The sequence below is a fragment of the Vibrio sagamiensis NBRC 104589 genome (assembly GCF_007990935.1).
Lineage (GTDB): Bacteria > Pseudomonadota > Gammaproteobacteria > Enterobacterales > Vibrionaceae > Vibrio > Vibrio sagamiensis.
In genome coordinates, this window is record NZ_BJXJ01000056.1 from 1 (window position 1) to 13,943 (window position 13,943).

Consider the following 13,943-nt stretch of genomic DNA (forward strand, 5'->3'; position numbering starts at 1 on the left):
TCTTTCTTAGCTACTCAAGCTAACAATATTGGTGGCCCTTATGTTACCAGTGAATCCAATCATGAAGCTCAAGTCACGAAAAACGATCAGAATGTTACCAAAAATACTGAAACTGACGATTCAAACACCGGTAGCAGATCAAGAAGAGAAAATAGTGACAGTATCAGACAAGTTGCTGGTTGGACGTTTAATGGGGAAGGTTGGACAAAGGATAAAACTGCAGATGGAGGTGCTGTTCTAAGTTTAGGTTCAGCGAGATCTAGTGCAAACCTTGGCAACTATACAGAGGGCCTTTATAAAAATATAAAGCCCTTCAGTGAACACCAATTACGGCACCTGAGCAATTTTCAAGATCGTTTGACAATGCAGGAGAGTGCCAAGTTTCGGCCAATTGGTGCGCATATTGCTAAAGTCATGAACCAAGATAATCTTGTATTCACAAAAATATAAAGCTGTTAAAAGATAAGTTTGTATATAAAAAAGACTAATTTCAGGATTAGTCTTTTTTTTTCTTTTGAGTTTCAGCCTCTCTGTTAGTTAAAGTGATAATGAGAACAGAAGTGAGGTGTTCCCTTGTACATTGAAATTGAATCAGAAGAAAAGTCGATACCACAAATCACGTTTAAACGTGAACGTGCTCGAAGCTCAAATATTATCAAAAAATCTGAAATACAAATATTCCACGAAGCTAAAGCACTATTACTAGCACTGGAAGATCAGGTACAAGAATATCAAGACATTCTCGAACAACAAGTAGTGCAGATGATTGAAGACAAAGAATCTGCTCTTAATGAATACGTTGAAAAAGCCTATGACACTGTTATGGAAACTTGGATAGTACAGCAGGATGAATGGTTTGAGCGAGCTCAATATCAGCTTTCAGAGTTGCTTAGCGAGCAGGAGAATTACCTTAAGCAAGTGAAAGACGAGCTGAAACTATCGGTTGCAAATGCAGTGACATCTCGCTTAACCAAACTGAATCAAAGTGAACACTTGATCGGGCATCTTATCGAAGTACTACATTCTGAAATTGACGATGAAGCAAAAAAACTATCGGTAGAGCAACAAGTACAAGATGATGGTGTGATATTAACCATTGAAAATGAAGACACTATTATCAGTGTTAATACTTCGAGCATCATTGCGGAACTGAGAGCGAGCTTAAAACAGTTATGATCAAAGGTTTTAAGGGTAAGTCATTACTATTCAATCCGAGCAGTGCCATTATTGCTTTACTATTACCAACGATTATTCTGGTGACCTTACCAGGTGGAGTGATCGATACCTTTATCTTAGTGAGCTTTATTAGTTCGGCTTTATTACTTGTGATAATGCTAGAAAATGACGATCCTCTCAATGTTACTTTTCTACCTACGGTTGTTTTGTTGTTAACCACATTTCGACTCCTGCTGTCTATTGCGACGACCCGAAATATTATTGCCAATGAAGATGTTGGTGATGTGATTGAGACCGTCGGTGAATTTGTTATGGGTGGCAATTTGATCTCCGGTTTACTTATTTTCGTCATCATAACCATCGTTCAGTTTTTGGTCGTAACCAAAGGTGGTGAGCGAGTTGCGGAAGTAGGGGCTCGTTTTTCTCTTGATGCGTTACCTGGTAGGCAGATGACAATCGATGGTGACTTGAAAAGTGGTTTGATTACGGGGGAAGAAGCACAAAAATTGCGTGCCGATCTCAGTACAGAAAATAAGCTATTTGGCTCTTTAGATGGTGCGATGAAATTCGTTAAAGGGGATTCAATCGCCGGTATTCTGATCAGTTTGGTTAACCTTTTTGGTGGCATTTATGTAGGGATCAATCAATTTGATTTATCACTATCTGAAAGCGTAAGCCGATTTTCCGTTTTAACCATTGGTGACGGTCTGGTTTCTCAGATCCCTAGTTTGCTACTCTCAATGGCCTGTGGTGTTTACTTAACTCGTATTAAAGGGTCAGGTGAAGAATCAAGTCCATTTATTGAACAGTTAATGAGCCAAATTGGCGTTTTCTGGAAAAGCCTATTAATTATTGGATCGGTTATTCTCTTTCTTGGTATTTCGAACAGTAACTTACTTTATGTATGTGCTCCGTTAGCCTTTTTATGTGGATTACTTTCTCTATTCCTTTGGCGAAAGCAAGGTAAACCTGTGGTGACTGTTGCCTTTGAGTCTAAGGGCTCAGGCGTTTATCAATCACTTAAATTTGTCATTCGTGATTCGAACCATCAATTGGTCATTCAACGTCAACTAGAAAGCATTGAGCAGGTATTATGGGGACAATCTCTCGGTGCCCCTGCTATTGATATCAACGATAAACTTGACAGTGATATTGAAGTTTATGTCTCTGATATATGTATCTTCAGCTTCAAGAACGATACATCTGAACCTCTAGTTGATGTGATGGGAGACGATATTTTTGTGCGTGAACAGGATGAGGTCACCAATGTTGCATCGGTCGTTGGCTACTTTCTAAGAAGACGCTTAGTAGAGAAATACAATCTTCAATATACGAGTAATATTGTTGAGGGGCTGGGCGTACAAAGTGAAGTGATGAAAAATGAAATCGATTCTGCAATTGGACTTAACCGAGTTCACGATGTATTGAAAGAAATGATTCGCTCACCAGAATTCTTCTTAGATAAGATCAGCTTTTTTGAAGCATTGATCTATTGGTCTCGCGTTGAGAGTGAGCCTAAAAACTGGCTGATTCGTATTCGGAGTCAAGCGCGTTATGAGATCACATCTCGTTTATTAAATAAGCACGAGAAGTTACATGTTGCTCTTCTTGATCCACCGGTAACTGAATTGATCGAAGCTTTTGTCATGGGCGAAGTTGAAGATGTTGAACGTTTGATCGAAGTACAACAAAATTTGCGTAAAGAGATAGTTCGCTTAACAACTGAGCACGGATGCAAACCGGTTTTGGTTGTTAATGATAGTGAAGTCAACCCTGTCAAATCATTCTTCCAACAGGTAATGTCAACGATTTCAGTTTGTAGTCATGGAGATATTGCTGATCATTCTTATGTTGCCACCTCTGAACCTCTTCAGGTTTTAAATTAAGGTTGGCACCAGATGGAGTCCTCAGAACCGAAAAAATACCCTCCGACCGAAAAGAAACTGCGCGATCTGAAAAAGAAAGGTCAGTTTCCTAAAACTGAGTTGGCAGAACCTACATTTGAATTACTGGTTTTTGCGATTGTGTTTATCGGTGTCATGTACGTTTTGTTTGAGAATGCAAACTATTGGATGGAAGAAATACTGTATTCCGATGTGCGTGTTGGCTACGACCTGATGATATCTTTGATCGGTATTGTTATTGGTAGCTTGGTGTTGGTCAAAATGATTATGGCAGTCATTAACTGGGTAGTCGTCAATAAAAATGTCATCAGCACGGAAGCTCTGGGAATGAAAGTTGAGAAATTACACCCAGTTACTGGTTTTAAAAATATTTTCGGCATTGAGGCGATGTCTCGTTCTTTGCGTAAAGTTCTGGAACTAACTTTTCTTCTATTTCTACTTAAATATATTTCTGATGTTGCAGGTACTGAGCTCCATACCATTAAAGAAATTAATAATCGCAGCTTTTTTATATATAACCTCTTGTACTACGTATTATTAGTGACTCTGATGTTTTTTGTTTATGGCGTGAGTGTTGGTTGTGTTGATTTCTTAGTCGAAAAGTATCACTTTGAGAAAAAAAATCGCATGACGTTTACCGAAATGAAAAATGAGATGAAAGAGACGGAAGGTTCGCCTGAAGTTAAATCAGAGCGAAAGCGTTTAATGCGAGAGGTAATGGAAGCTCCGATTACGAAAGGAAGAAAACCAACTTTTGCATTGGCGAACCCAACTCATATTTTGATTCCCATTTGTTATGAACGCGATATTGATAAAGCACCAGTAGTGTTGAAAATATCTACAGACTCACTTGCTCAAGAAGAAAAAGCGCGTCTGAAAAGAATGAAAGTTCCAATCATTGAACATAAAACTTTAGCCCGAGCCTTTTATCATAAAATGAAACATGGTGAAGACTTTATACCCAAAGAGTTTTATCAAGAAGTTGCTATGATTATATCTGCCTTGAAAAAGTATCAAAAAAATGAAAAAGATAAAAAAAATTAGTCTCTCTTTAACTTTTCTAGCGACGCTCTCTGCTTGCAGTAATCAAATCCGAGATGACAATGTGATCCTCGATTATGACTGGCAGTCTGATGTCTATAACTTGGTTATTGCAGAAGTTGCAGATGCTGATAATGCAGAATTTTGGGTTCGCCAAGAACCAGAATATTCAAATGGTTCACCTCACTATAAGGCTTGTGTTGAAATCGCCCAGCCGACAGAAAAAAACCGATTCTACATTGCCAATCTGAATACTTATGGTCTAACAGAAGTTAAAAATTGCAACAAGAATTATTTGGCAAGAGCTAATATTATTAATCCAAACCAAAGTAAAGCTTATGATATTGATTCATGGAAAGCAAAAGCATTTGCTGATCAGAAGTGGTACACGTCTTTCGGCATAAGTAAGAGCATTACCAATGATTCAAGTTTGATGCTTAAGTTTGAAGATTTATTCTTTGTGAATGAAGCTCGTCTCACCAGTCGTGCTCAAAATACCTTAATTACGTTGATCACAGAGCTGCAAAAATGGCCGATCGAACAAGTAACGGTATATGGTATCGCCGATTCATCAGGTAATTACCCGATGAATCGCAAATTAGCAGATCAAAGAGCGAAAGTAACACGCAGCTTTTTAATAGAGGAAGGACTAAGAAATGTCCCTATTGCTATCAGAGGAAGTGTTGAAAATGGCCAAAAAACGAAAGAACAACGCGTAACTCAGCGACGTTTTATGATAGAGGTTAAATTAAAAGCAATATGACAAATAGAAAGTTTTACCTGTTGATTAATGAATTTACTCAATTGAGTAATGCAGGAAGTCTGCAACTTGCTGGTGATAGTGCATTGGTTTGTCGATTTGATCAGTGCTCGGTTAGAGTTGAGAATGGTGAGCGCCTAGGGCTAAAAGGTCAAATATTGCTTATGACTAAGCTTGATACGTTGTCATTAGACGCAAATCAGGCTCTTAAACTGAACACGGATTTCAAACGCACTGCGGATGGGTATATTGCCCAAATAAATGAGGATGAATATGAGTATATTCGTCACGTTTTATTACCAGAACATCCTCAAGAATTGCTACGTTTATTGAATGAGTTTGTTGTTCAAACCACTTTTTTACATGATGAGATAAAGTAATATGTGGCTGATTGAGTTTGTTGATGGTCACTTGCATGGTATTTCTTTTCCGCTACAGACCACTTTCTGCCTTATTGGCAACAAGGAAGTTACAAAGGAAAATCAACTTTCGGTTCCGGAATATTTACCTAGTAATACTGAATTAGATTTTGCAGTTGAAAACCAAGTTTGTGTTGTAAAAGGTTTACTCCGTGGTGATAAACCGAAAAAACTGGTTGCTAACCGAATATATACCTTTAAAGGATTACACTTTTTCTTATTCAAAGAAGGTAACAGGTCACCACAGCTTCGTCGCTTACGATTAAAACAATATGCACCCATGATAGTTTTAAGTCTATTACTGAACATAGGGTTAGCATATGGTTGCTTTACTTTTTTTCAAAGCCAGCAGCAGGCTTCTTTTGGCGAATATCTGCGTCAATTAGATACTGCTTTTATTAAAAACGGAAAACTTCATGTTTTTGATAAATCTATACGGGAACAGCTTCCAGATTATTGGCAAGATAACCTTCAATTAGTTGAATCTGATCAATACCTTCGGACCACTCAGTTCGATATCGATCTCATTTCTTCCTATACAGGTGAGCATATAAAAGGAAAGTTAGTTCCTCAAGAAGACAGAGATCAAATTTATATCGATACCTACGAAGCAGATAATCAAATTATGCGTTTGTTTGGTGAGCATGGATTAACGTTTAGTCAACAAAATGGGTATTGGTTTGTATCCGATTATGCTGAAGCTGCGCAGACGCTCAACAGAGCGGGGTTAGGTTTATTCGTTAAACAACTAAGATCAAATGATACTTGGTCTGAAAACATTGCAACAAGTGAGTTTCCGTATTCCATTTTTTATTCGACCACATCCGGTCGTTATATTTATGATCAACAAGGACGTTATTGGGAAGGCAGTACTGTTCCTCACCTTGGTGTCATTCAATCAATATCACGAGATAAAGTTGTTTTTAAAGATAATCAAAATACTCGTGTATATTTTATTAACCGATAATAGGAAGATATAATGTCTCAGTCTACTAATACAATATCTAACCCTCTACTTTATGGCGGAAGTGCCTACCTTGATTTGCCAGAGTACTCACCTTCCCAAACAATGAAGGTTGATAATTACATTAAAGAAAAACTAAAAAATAGTGAAGTACTCAAAAGTGCAGTAAAGGAAGCCCCAGAAACTGCACGTAAAGAACTTTTTACCCCAGGGCTTAAAGACCCTTTATTTCTTGTTGAAGAGTTGTTGGATAAATACTTTGCAGCTCAAAACGAAGCTGCAGAGAATATAGGTAACATTATACAGAAAAATTCGAAAGCGATAGCTGAAATAACTAAATTATGGAGTCTTATTAAAAGTGATATGCTTCCTAATCTTGATCCTAATAAACAAGATGATAAAGAACCTATTAGGCATGAAGATATTATAGAAAAAATAAATGCTGAAATTGCTAAATTAGGTGTTGATGAAAAAACTATATGGGATGCCGCTAACAAGGGCAATAAAGTTAATGAGCTTACCTACGGTCAGTTACAGGAATTTAGCACTCGAATCACTACATTTTGCGATAAAATCAAAGTAGACCTTGATACAAAAGAGCAAGAATTCAGCAATAAGATGACAACCATTTCATCAATTCAAGAAGAGATTCGTGACCTTCACCGTTTCATGGTCTCAATGGCACAGAGGTAATGGATGAAGATTGCTGTCGATGTTGTCGTTGGACATACTACAATGACATTAGAAGAATTAAATCAATTACATAAAGGTCAAATTAAGCCTTTGTCAGATTTTGTCCAATCTGAAGTCATGTTGAAAAGTGGAAATGAGCTTATTGCGACAGGAACACTTGTTAAAGTTGGTGAGCAGTTTTGCGTTTCAATTGATGACATAAATAAATAGACATAAACCGTGTGAATAATGACCAGAAAAGTATAAATATAAAAGGTATTTTTTTGGTCATTTTGTTTTTTTTTATATTCTGCTGATTTTTTTCACCAATTTTTCATCTCAATTTGATTGCCTTTATTAATAATCAATTCATAATTTGTCTTATTATTATTATTGCACATCTTCATTTGACGGAGCGTGCATACAGCTTTTAATGCTATTGAAATCGTTTCGGTAAGAAGACTCTTGCTCTCCTTATATAGAAAGCTAAATGCATATTTCTATGAAGTTTCTAGCTTCCTTAAAGGTTTTAAACCAAACAATTTATAAGAAATAACAAAGTAACATAAATCATTCAATGCAGGGGTGAACTGTGGAAAGAAATTACGTATTGGGAAATCAGGTGATTTTTGACGTACTAAAGCGTGAGATCGTTGCCTGCGACCATGTTGTTAATTTGGGTGGACGTGAAGCTGCAATATTAAAGCTACTTTGTGAACGAAGTAACCACATCCTGAGCAAAGATGAAATCCATGAACAGGTGTGGGGACGCGTCCTTGTTAGTGAAACATCTCTTACCAAAGCAATTTCAAACTTACGTAAGTCACTAACACTTTTCAATGAACTAGCTTGTGAGATAAAAACAGTACCTAAAGAAGGTTATATGTTGATTCTAGATGGAGAAGCTATCGATCAACTTTCGTCTGAAGAGATCCCAACATTAGCTATTAAAAGCATTGTAAGCAGCACTAAAAGTGCAATTCATCCTTCTTATATTAGTGCGAAAAATGAAGCGATAAATGCTCCGGTTAAAGGTAGTTTTTGGTTTACCATGCTTTTTTCAGCAGCTTTATTAGCCTCGATTATTACGATCAGTATTATGCTATTTTTAAAATAGTAATATTGATTTTTATTTAATCATGTTGATTCTGGATTCAACATGATGCGTTAAAAATTGAAAAAAGATTGAAAATTCTATTGTATGAAAAATCATGGATTTTCACTTTTTTATTGTGTGTAAATAAGCTAAGTTTCAAAAAATTATTTTTAATTATTAATGTGAGGTGAGATTATGCCAGCAGGTGGATCAACTAGACCAGCGGGACAAACAGTTACGGTAAATGATGATGGTGAAGTAACAACAAACGAAGTGTCAGATATTTTTGAAGCACAAATACAAGCAGCTGATGCCGATATAGAAAAGTGGCTAAAAGAAAACTCGGATGCTAATGGTGGAATGAGCACTACAGATGCAGTAACTCTTCAACAAAAAATGGCAAACCAGAGTATTATTGTGCAAACCGGAACAAGTACTTTAAAAGGTATTAAAGACTCAATACTTGCTGCGGTAAGAAATATTTAATAACTCGGTGCTGACTAGTCAGTCCATATTTTTACGAATTAAACTACTTTTATGATTGAGTTGCTTAGTCCAAGTAATCCGTTTTCAGGCGCTAATCTAGTAATAATATTAGTCCTTGTTTTACTTTCAACCGTATTTTTTATCTGTTTTTCTGGATTTGTAAAATATAATATAGTTCTTAATATCATAAAAAACGCAGTGGGGACACAACAAATACCACCGACCATTGTCGTGAATTTGCTCGCTGCACTCATGGCTCTTAATAGCATTTGGCCTGTTATTAAACCGGGTATTGAGCGGGTAAAACCCTATTTTTCACAACAGCAAGATACTTTATCTTTACCGCTTGATTTGACGTCTGAAAATGAGTTACCTGAAAATATCACAATGTATTACTTGGCTAGTAATATCTTTGATTTTTTCCCAGAATTACTTGAGCGCGCAGTGGAAAAAACCAATAAACTGACTAGTATGATCGATATACCGATTAATTTTGATGAAGAAAATGATAAATTCAAATATTTTTTAGGTAATCTGATTTTTGATTTATATAAAGGCTTTGAGTTAGGGTTAAAACTATATATGGTCTTTGTCAGTATCGACTTTCTTATCGCTGTTGTGTTAAGTGGTGTTGGTATGACGATGTTATCACCTACGGTTATTTCTACTCCAGTTAAATTAGCTGTATTCTACTTTTCAGATAGCTGGACACTATTGTTTAGAGCGCTTGGTTAGTATGGAAAAGTTATTGTTTCCTGATTGGTTGCTCTTTGCAGGGTTCTTCTTTTTCTTAAAAATTTACAACCCGACGAGGCTATATTTAGATAATATTACCTGCCTTTCTATATCGATAGCGTTTGCGATATTTATTGATGTGGAGCAATTACCGCAGCTTCCTACGTTCGGTTGGGTGTTGTCTATTCTAATTTTTGCTTTTATTTCATCTGTTCCTTATTGGCTTAGTGGAACGGTAGGCAGTGTTATTCAACAGCTACTTTTGCTTAATGAGCAGTCAGTACAAGATAAACGTTTTACTGATGAATCGGAAGCATTAGCAAAGATCAGCAGTTTGTCCTTCTTAATTTATGCACTACTGGATGGTTCGCTGTTTAGACCTATTATTGATGCTATCTCGTACAGTGGAGATTCAACTTTAGATTTTGAACAGTTTTTTTTTCTTATTACAGATAGCCTTACGATGATGGTTGTTGTTTCAGGTAAATATATAATTATTTTACTAGCAATTACAATTTGTTGTGGTTACGTTGACCTTTTTTTTAAAAAGGCATCGTTATCGCTTTTTGTAACACCAAATATAAAAGCGATAGTTGTAATTATTTTATTAAACCTCTGGTTTTTACATGACCAGTTTTATGTTTTTAAACAAATGATGACAAAGGTAGGCTATGACTAGAATTGATATGAGCCACTCACTTTTAACAACTGAACATTCATCGGTAAAATCTGATTTTGAGTTAACAGCTGAAAAAATAGAGAAAAACAACCAATATTTGAGTGAGCTTTCAAATGTAAATGAAGATAATACTCCTTCTGATGAAGTGGTTTCTGAATTGACTCTTTCAGAACAAGAAACAATTAATATTATTATTAATGGTGCAATAATGAATCAGATAGTTCAAAGGATGAAGTTAGATCAACAACGCTTAAAAGAGATATTTAATGAAATATAAATTATTAGCTTTGTTATTGTTTTTCTCCGCCCTAACTCAAGCTGAGATCTTCATTAAACAGCAAGGTATAAATTTACAAGGTGCCCTCAAAGCCATTGCAAAAGACATGCAAGTTAAATTGGTCGAGGATTTTGATAGTGCTACAGAACGTCAACTAATTACTCAAACATTATCAGGTGATGGGCCTAAGCTATTAATAAAATTATCCGAAGTCTATGATTTTGATTGGTATGTGTATGGTGGGACCCTGACAGTGCAGTCAGGTCAGGCTTATATAAATTATGTTTTTAAGCCTCGTAATATTGCCACTAAAACATTGCTCAAAGAATTGAAACAAAACTTTAAGACAAACACGACGACAAAAGTAAAGTTGGTTGAGCGAGGTAATTCTATTTTATTGTCTGGTACACGTCAGTTTGTCAATGATGCCGTAGGTTATGCAACCATGGTTGATAAAAATCAATTTCTGGAAAATGGTAACGATCTTGAACTAGCAAGAATTAATTTCCATTATCTTTCTGTTTTCGATCGTCAGATCGAGACTTTTGATGGAAATGTTTTATTTCCGGGAGCGGTCACTCTAATTTCATCTGCAATCTTAAACCTTGGGCAATTTCAAAATGTCAGTGACGATGAAGTTCTGCAAAAAGCTTATAAAGTGAAATTAAGTAATGGGGATAAGCAGCAACTTGACGAGCAAGATGATACGTCCAAAGTCCAACCATTACCAGGTTCTAATGCGGTTCTTATTCGTGGTACTCCCGAAGAAGTAAGGTTGGCAAAACGAATTGCTGCTCTAATTGATATTAAGCGTCAACAATTATTATTTTCACTCAAAGTCTATGATATTTCTGTAACAAGAACTGAGAATTTAGGTATTGACAGTGCTTGGCTAAATGGCAGTCGTGGTGTTTATGATGTTGTGGTTCCCCCTTTTATGGAGACCATTGATTTCTTAAAAAACTTTCAGGCACTGTCTTCTAATGGTGTAGCCCGTGGAGTTTATGAAACCAATTTGCTTATTCTCGAAAACCAGCAAGGAAAATTTGGTAAAAAGGATACCGCAACCATTACTTTGATTTCTGATAAGGAAGTGAAGACACAAGAAATCTCTGCCGATAATAGTCTTTATGTTACTGGTCGACTACTTCCTTCTGGTGATGTACAGGCCAAAATTCAATATGTCGAAGAGTCCTTAAATGATAGCAGTGATGAAGATGATAAAAATTCTCAGCCGCCAAGGGTAAGTTCCCAATCATTACAGTCTGAAGTTTATATCCGTCCTCAGCAAACGGTCATTCTCGGTGGCTTTGATAATACAGTCACTCAAAAAACAGAATCGGGTGTTCCGGTACTTTCCAGTATTCCACTTTTAGGTGAGCTATTTAAAAGCACTAACGAAAGTAAGCAAAAGTATAAACGTTATGTATCAATCTCTTTCAAGGTGATTGACTAATGTTAACGCATTTTTTTAAGGTCAAAGAATCTTATCAAGATACAGTTATTTGCCATGTATCTACTGATACTTTTGTTGGTCAAGAATGTTTTATTCATACTGTTACAGGGGAGCGAGTTCGTGGAGAGGTAATGAAAATTGCTGGTCTGCGTGTCGAAATTAAGCTCTTGCAGCCTGGTTCTGTTCAGCGCGGTGGCCGAGTTGAAATTACACCGCGTCGTTTCTGTTTTCCTTTGAATGAAGATGCTTTGGTCGGTAAAGTTATCAATTGTTACGGTCAATCGATTTATGGTGATAGCTATTTAGAACAAGAAGGTGAATTTCACGATTTACCTATTGCTGTAGAGCCGATCCCACTTAATGTGCGCGCACCAATTGAAACTGTATTTCCAACCAAGCTTAAGATTATTGATGGCCTTTTTACTATTGGAGAGGGACAACGTTTAGGTCTTTTCGCACCTGCGGGAGCTGGCAAGACAACAACCGTTTCTATTATGGCTAATAATATGGATGCCGACGTCGTTATTTTTGCCATGATTGGAGAGCGTGCGCGTGAAGTGGTGGAGTTTCTTGAAGGGGAAATCGGTCCTGAAGTGATCCAGAAATCCATTACCATTGTATCCACTTCAGAAGCTAATCCTTTGGAAAAAGTGCGTTCAGGTTTAGTCGCTGTTTCCCTTGCTCGGCATTATATGGAACAGGGTAAAAAAGTGGTGTTGTATTTTGACTCACTCACTCGTTTTGCTCGTGCTCAAGCTATGTTAGATAACACGCCGATCCAAGGTGGAATACCCATTGGTGTTTCATTGGCTCTATCTCGCCTAGTTGAAAGTTGTGGTAACTCTATTCACGGCTCAGTCACCGGAATCTTTACCGTTCTCATCGAAAAAGAGATCGATGATGACCCCATTGCACATGAAGTTAAATCTCTGATTGATGGTCACTTAGTTTATTCGACGACCATTGCTTCAACAGGCCGTTACCCTGCAATCGATGTATTAAAAAGCAAAAGTCGATTACAAAATAAAGTGCAGAGTAAATACTACGTAAAGCTTTCAGAGCGAATAAAAGATATGGTGTACCGTTATTTTAATGTTGAATTGTTGATTCGAGTAGGAGAATACGAAAAAGGGAATGATTTAGACACCGATGAGGCAATTGATCGTTACCCCCACATTATGTCTTTCTTAAAACAAGGGTTTGATGGAGTGGAGTATGAGGAAACCCTCCAAGAAATGGAAGGAATTTGGTCAGCTTATTGATATTGTTGATATTCGTATCGGCAAGAAACAGAGAAAACTCGTTACTCTTCGAAAGCAGTATCAGGATTTATTAGATGTCATTGAAGATAAATGGCATCAAATTGAACGACAACAGCTGCATTTAAAAAGTATCAGTGTCCTAAATGAATCAAATGCTTTAAGTAGGCTGTTTATGCGCCGAGAAAGCACAAAATCGGAGATAGAGTCTCTTTTTTTTGATGCTTCTATAAAACAACAAGATGCACAAGAAGTGGCTTCACAAATCACAGAAGTGGAAGCTGAAAAGCGAAGATTAGAAAAACGAAAAGACGCACTTGCTGAGCTTCGTGAACAGATGAGGTATGAAAAGTCATGATGAATGAATTAACAGCCATTACTAGTCGTGCTACGGTGAGTAGTGACGAGGAGTTTGAGCTAGACCCACACTTTAATAAAGTGAGTAATTCTGATTTAGATAAATTTTTTCAATTCGATCAACACGAATTAGAAACCGAAGCGGATGTTCCTGCATTCAAGGAAATGCCTCGTAATAGTGAGTTGAATATACTTCCTCTTGCTGCTTTTAACCAAGCAGTTAAACATGAACAGCATGCGCCGTTGACTGAAAAGACTGCTTTGGTTGAAGCATTGACGGGGCTGAAAAACGTCAATGGGAAACATCAGGGATTAGAGCTACCGTGTATTGGCTATGACAAACTTACTTTAAATAAAGTCACTCTACAAAATGTCAGATTACCAAGTTCTCGCTTGCATACCTCGTTAATCACGATGCCTGTTGAAGCGAAGTTAAATCACTTGTTGGGTAAAGCTCCAATGAATGTTAATACACTTTCTCAACAAAACGTGCCTAATCAAGTTACTTTGAAGAAGGCTCATCTTACTCCTGAATTAAATGCTCGTCTTGGGGTAGCAACTATTCAATCCAAGACTTCGCTTATCAATGGCTCCGGCAAGAAAAGTGTCATGAATGCAAAACCGTTAAGCTCGGCAGCAAACATGGCTGAACACGTCACTTC

18 protein-coding genes are annotated in these 13,943 nt (G+C 36.9%); all 18 read left to right on the plus strand.

The window, feature by feature from the left end; translation table 11 throughout:
- Nucleotides 1–450: hypothetical protein (locus VSA01S_RS20060; protein ID WP_186810633.1), on the plus strand; the 450-nt coding region annotated here is incomplete at its 5' end.
- 123 nt (nt 451–573) lie between these two features.
- Complete coding sequence (locus VSA01S_RS18035) at nt 574–1,176, plus strand: hypothetical protein (RefSeq protein ID WP_039981855.1); 603 nt, start codon at nt 574–576, stop codon at nt 1,174–1,176.
- Nucleotides 1,173–3,062 carry an FHIPEP family type III secretion protein gene (locus VSA01S_RS18040; protein WP_039981856.1) on the plus strand — a complete coding sequence of 630 codons (1,890 nt, stop codon included), beginning with the start codon at nt 1,173–1,175 and terminating at the stop codon, nt 3,060–3,062. Before VSA01S_RS18035 ends, VSA01S_RS18040 begins: the two co-directional genes overlap by 4 nt.
- A gap of 12 nt (nt 3,063–3,074) precedes the next feature.
- A complete protein-coding gene (locus VSA01S_RS18045) occupies nt 3,075–4,124 on the plus strand; it encodes an EscU/YscU/HrcU family type III secretion system export apparatus switch protein (protein ID WP_039981857.1) in 1,050 nt (349 codons plus the stop codon).
- Nucleotides 4,102–4,884 (plus strand): OmpA family protein, encoded by a 783-nt coding sequence (locus VSA01S_RS18050; RefSeq protein ID WP_039981858.1) that lies wholly within the window; start codon nt 4,102–4,104, stop codon nt 4,882–4,884. Before VSA01S_RS18045 ends, VSA01S_RS18050 begins: the two co-directional genes overlap by 23 nt.
- Entirely contained in the window at nt 4,881–5,261 is a 381-nt protein-coding gene (locus VSA01S_RS18055) for a hypothetical protein (RefSeq protein ID WP_039981859.1), read from the plus strand. The genes VSA01S_RS18050 and VSA01S_RS18055 overlap by 4 nt, the downstream gene beginning before the upstream one ends.
- A gap of 1 nt (nt 5,262) precedes the next feature.
- Nucleotides 5,263–6,267, plus strand: a complete 1,005-nt coding sequence (locus VSA01S_RS18060) for a hypothetical protein (RefSeq protein WP_039981860.1) — start codon at nt 5,263–5,265, stop codon at nt 6,265–6,267.
- Between the two features lie 12 nt (nt 6,268–6,279).
- Nucleotides 6,280–6,957 carry a hypothetical protein gene (locus VSA01S_RS18065; protein ID WP_050567371.1) on the plus strand — a complete coding sequence of 226 codons (678 nt, stop codon included), beginning with the start codon at nt 6,280–6,282 and terminating at the stop codon, nt 6,955–6,957.
- Nucleotides 6,958–6,960: 3 nt separating this feature from the next.
- Nucleotides 6,961–7,167, plus strand: a complete 207-nt coding sequence (locus VSA01S_RS18070; protein ID WP_039981861.1) for a FliM/FliN family flagellar motor switch protein — start codon at nt 6,961–6,963, stop codon at nt 7,165–7,167.
- Between the two features lie 361 nt (nt 7,168–7,528).
- Nucleotides 7,529–8,053 (plus strand): winged helix-turn-helix domain-containing protein, encoded by a 525-nt coding sequence (locus tag VSA01S_RS18075; RefSeq protein ID WP_039980650.1) that lies wholly within the window; start codon nt 7,529–7,531, stop codon nt 8,051–8,053.
- Between the two features lie 174 nt (nt 8,054–8,227).
- Nucleotides 8,228–8,518 (plus strand): hypothetical protein, encoded by a 291-nt coding sequence (locus VSA01S_RS18080; RefSeq protein WP_050567318.1) that lies wholly within the window; start codon nt 8,228–8,230, stop codon nt 8,516–8,518.
- Nucleotides 8,519–8,569: 51 nt separating this feature from the next.
- A complete protein-coding gene (locus VSA01S_RS18085) occupies nt 8,570–9,253 on the plus strand; it encodes a flagellar type III secretion system pore protein FliP (protein ID WP_039980651.1) in 684 nt (227 codons plus the stop codon).
- Between the two features lies 1 nt (nt 9,254).
- Nucleotides 9,255–9,932: a hypothetical protein gene (locus VSA01S_RS18090; protein ID WP_039980652.1), complete on the plus strand. Its 678-nt coding sequence runs from the start codon at nt 9,255–9,257 to the stop codon at nt 9,930–9,932.
- Nucleotides 9,925–10,209, plus strand: a complete 285-nt coding sequence (locus VSA01S_RS18095) for a hypothetical protein (RefSeq protein WP_039980653.1) — start codon at nt 9,925–9,927, stop codon at nt 10,207–10,209. Before VSA01S_RS18090 ends, VSA01S_RS18095 begins: the two co-directional genes overlap by 8 nt.
- Complete coding sequence (locus tag VSA01S_RS18100) at nt 10,199–11,665, plus strand: secretin GspD/PilQ domain-containing protein (protein ID WP_039980654.1); 1,467 nt, start codon at nt 10,199–10,201, stop codon at nt 11,663–11,665. Before VSA01S_RS18095 ends, VSA01S_RS18100 begins: the two co-directional genes overlap by 11 nt.
- A complete protein-coding gene (gene vscN2 / locus VSA01S_RS18105) occupies nt 11,665–12,927 on the plus strand; it encodes a type III secretion system ATPase VscN2 (RefSeq protein ID WP_039980655.1) in 1,263 nt (420 codons plus the stop codon). Before VSA01S_RS18100 ends, vscN2 begins: the two co-directional genes overlap by 1 nt.
- Entirely contained in the window at nt 12,881–13,282 is a 402-nt protein-coding gene (locus VSA01S_RS18110; RefSeq protein ID WP_039980656.1) for a hypothetical protein, read from the plus strand. The genes vscN2 and VSA01S_RS18110 overlap by 47 nt, the downstream gene beginning before the upstream one ends.
- On the plus strand, nt 13,279–13,943 hold a 665-nt coding region (locus VSA01S_RS18115; protein ID WP_147052734.1), incomplete at its 3' end, for a hypothetical protein. The genes VSA01S_RS18110 and VSA01S_RS18115, both read left to right, overlap by 4 nt.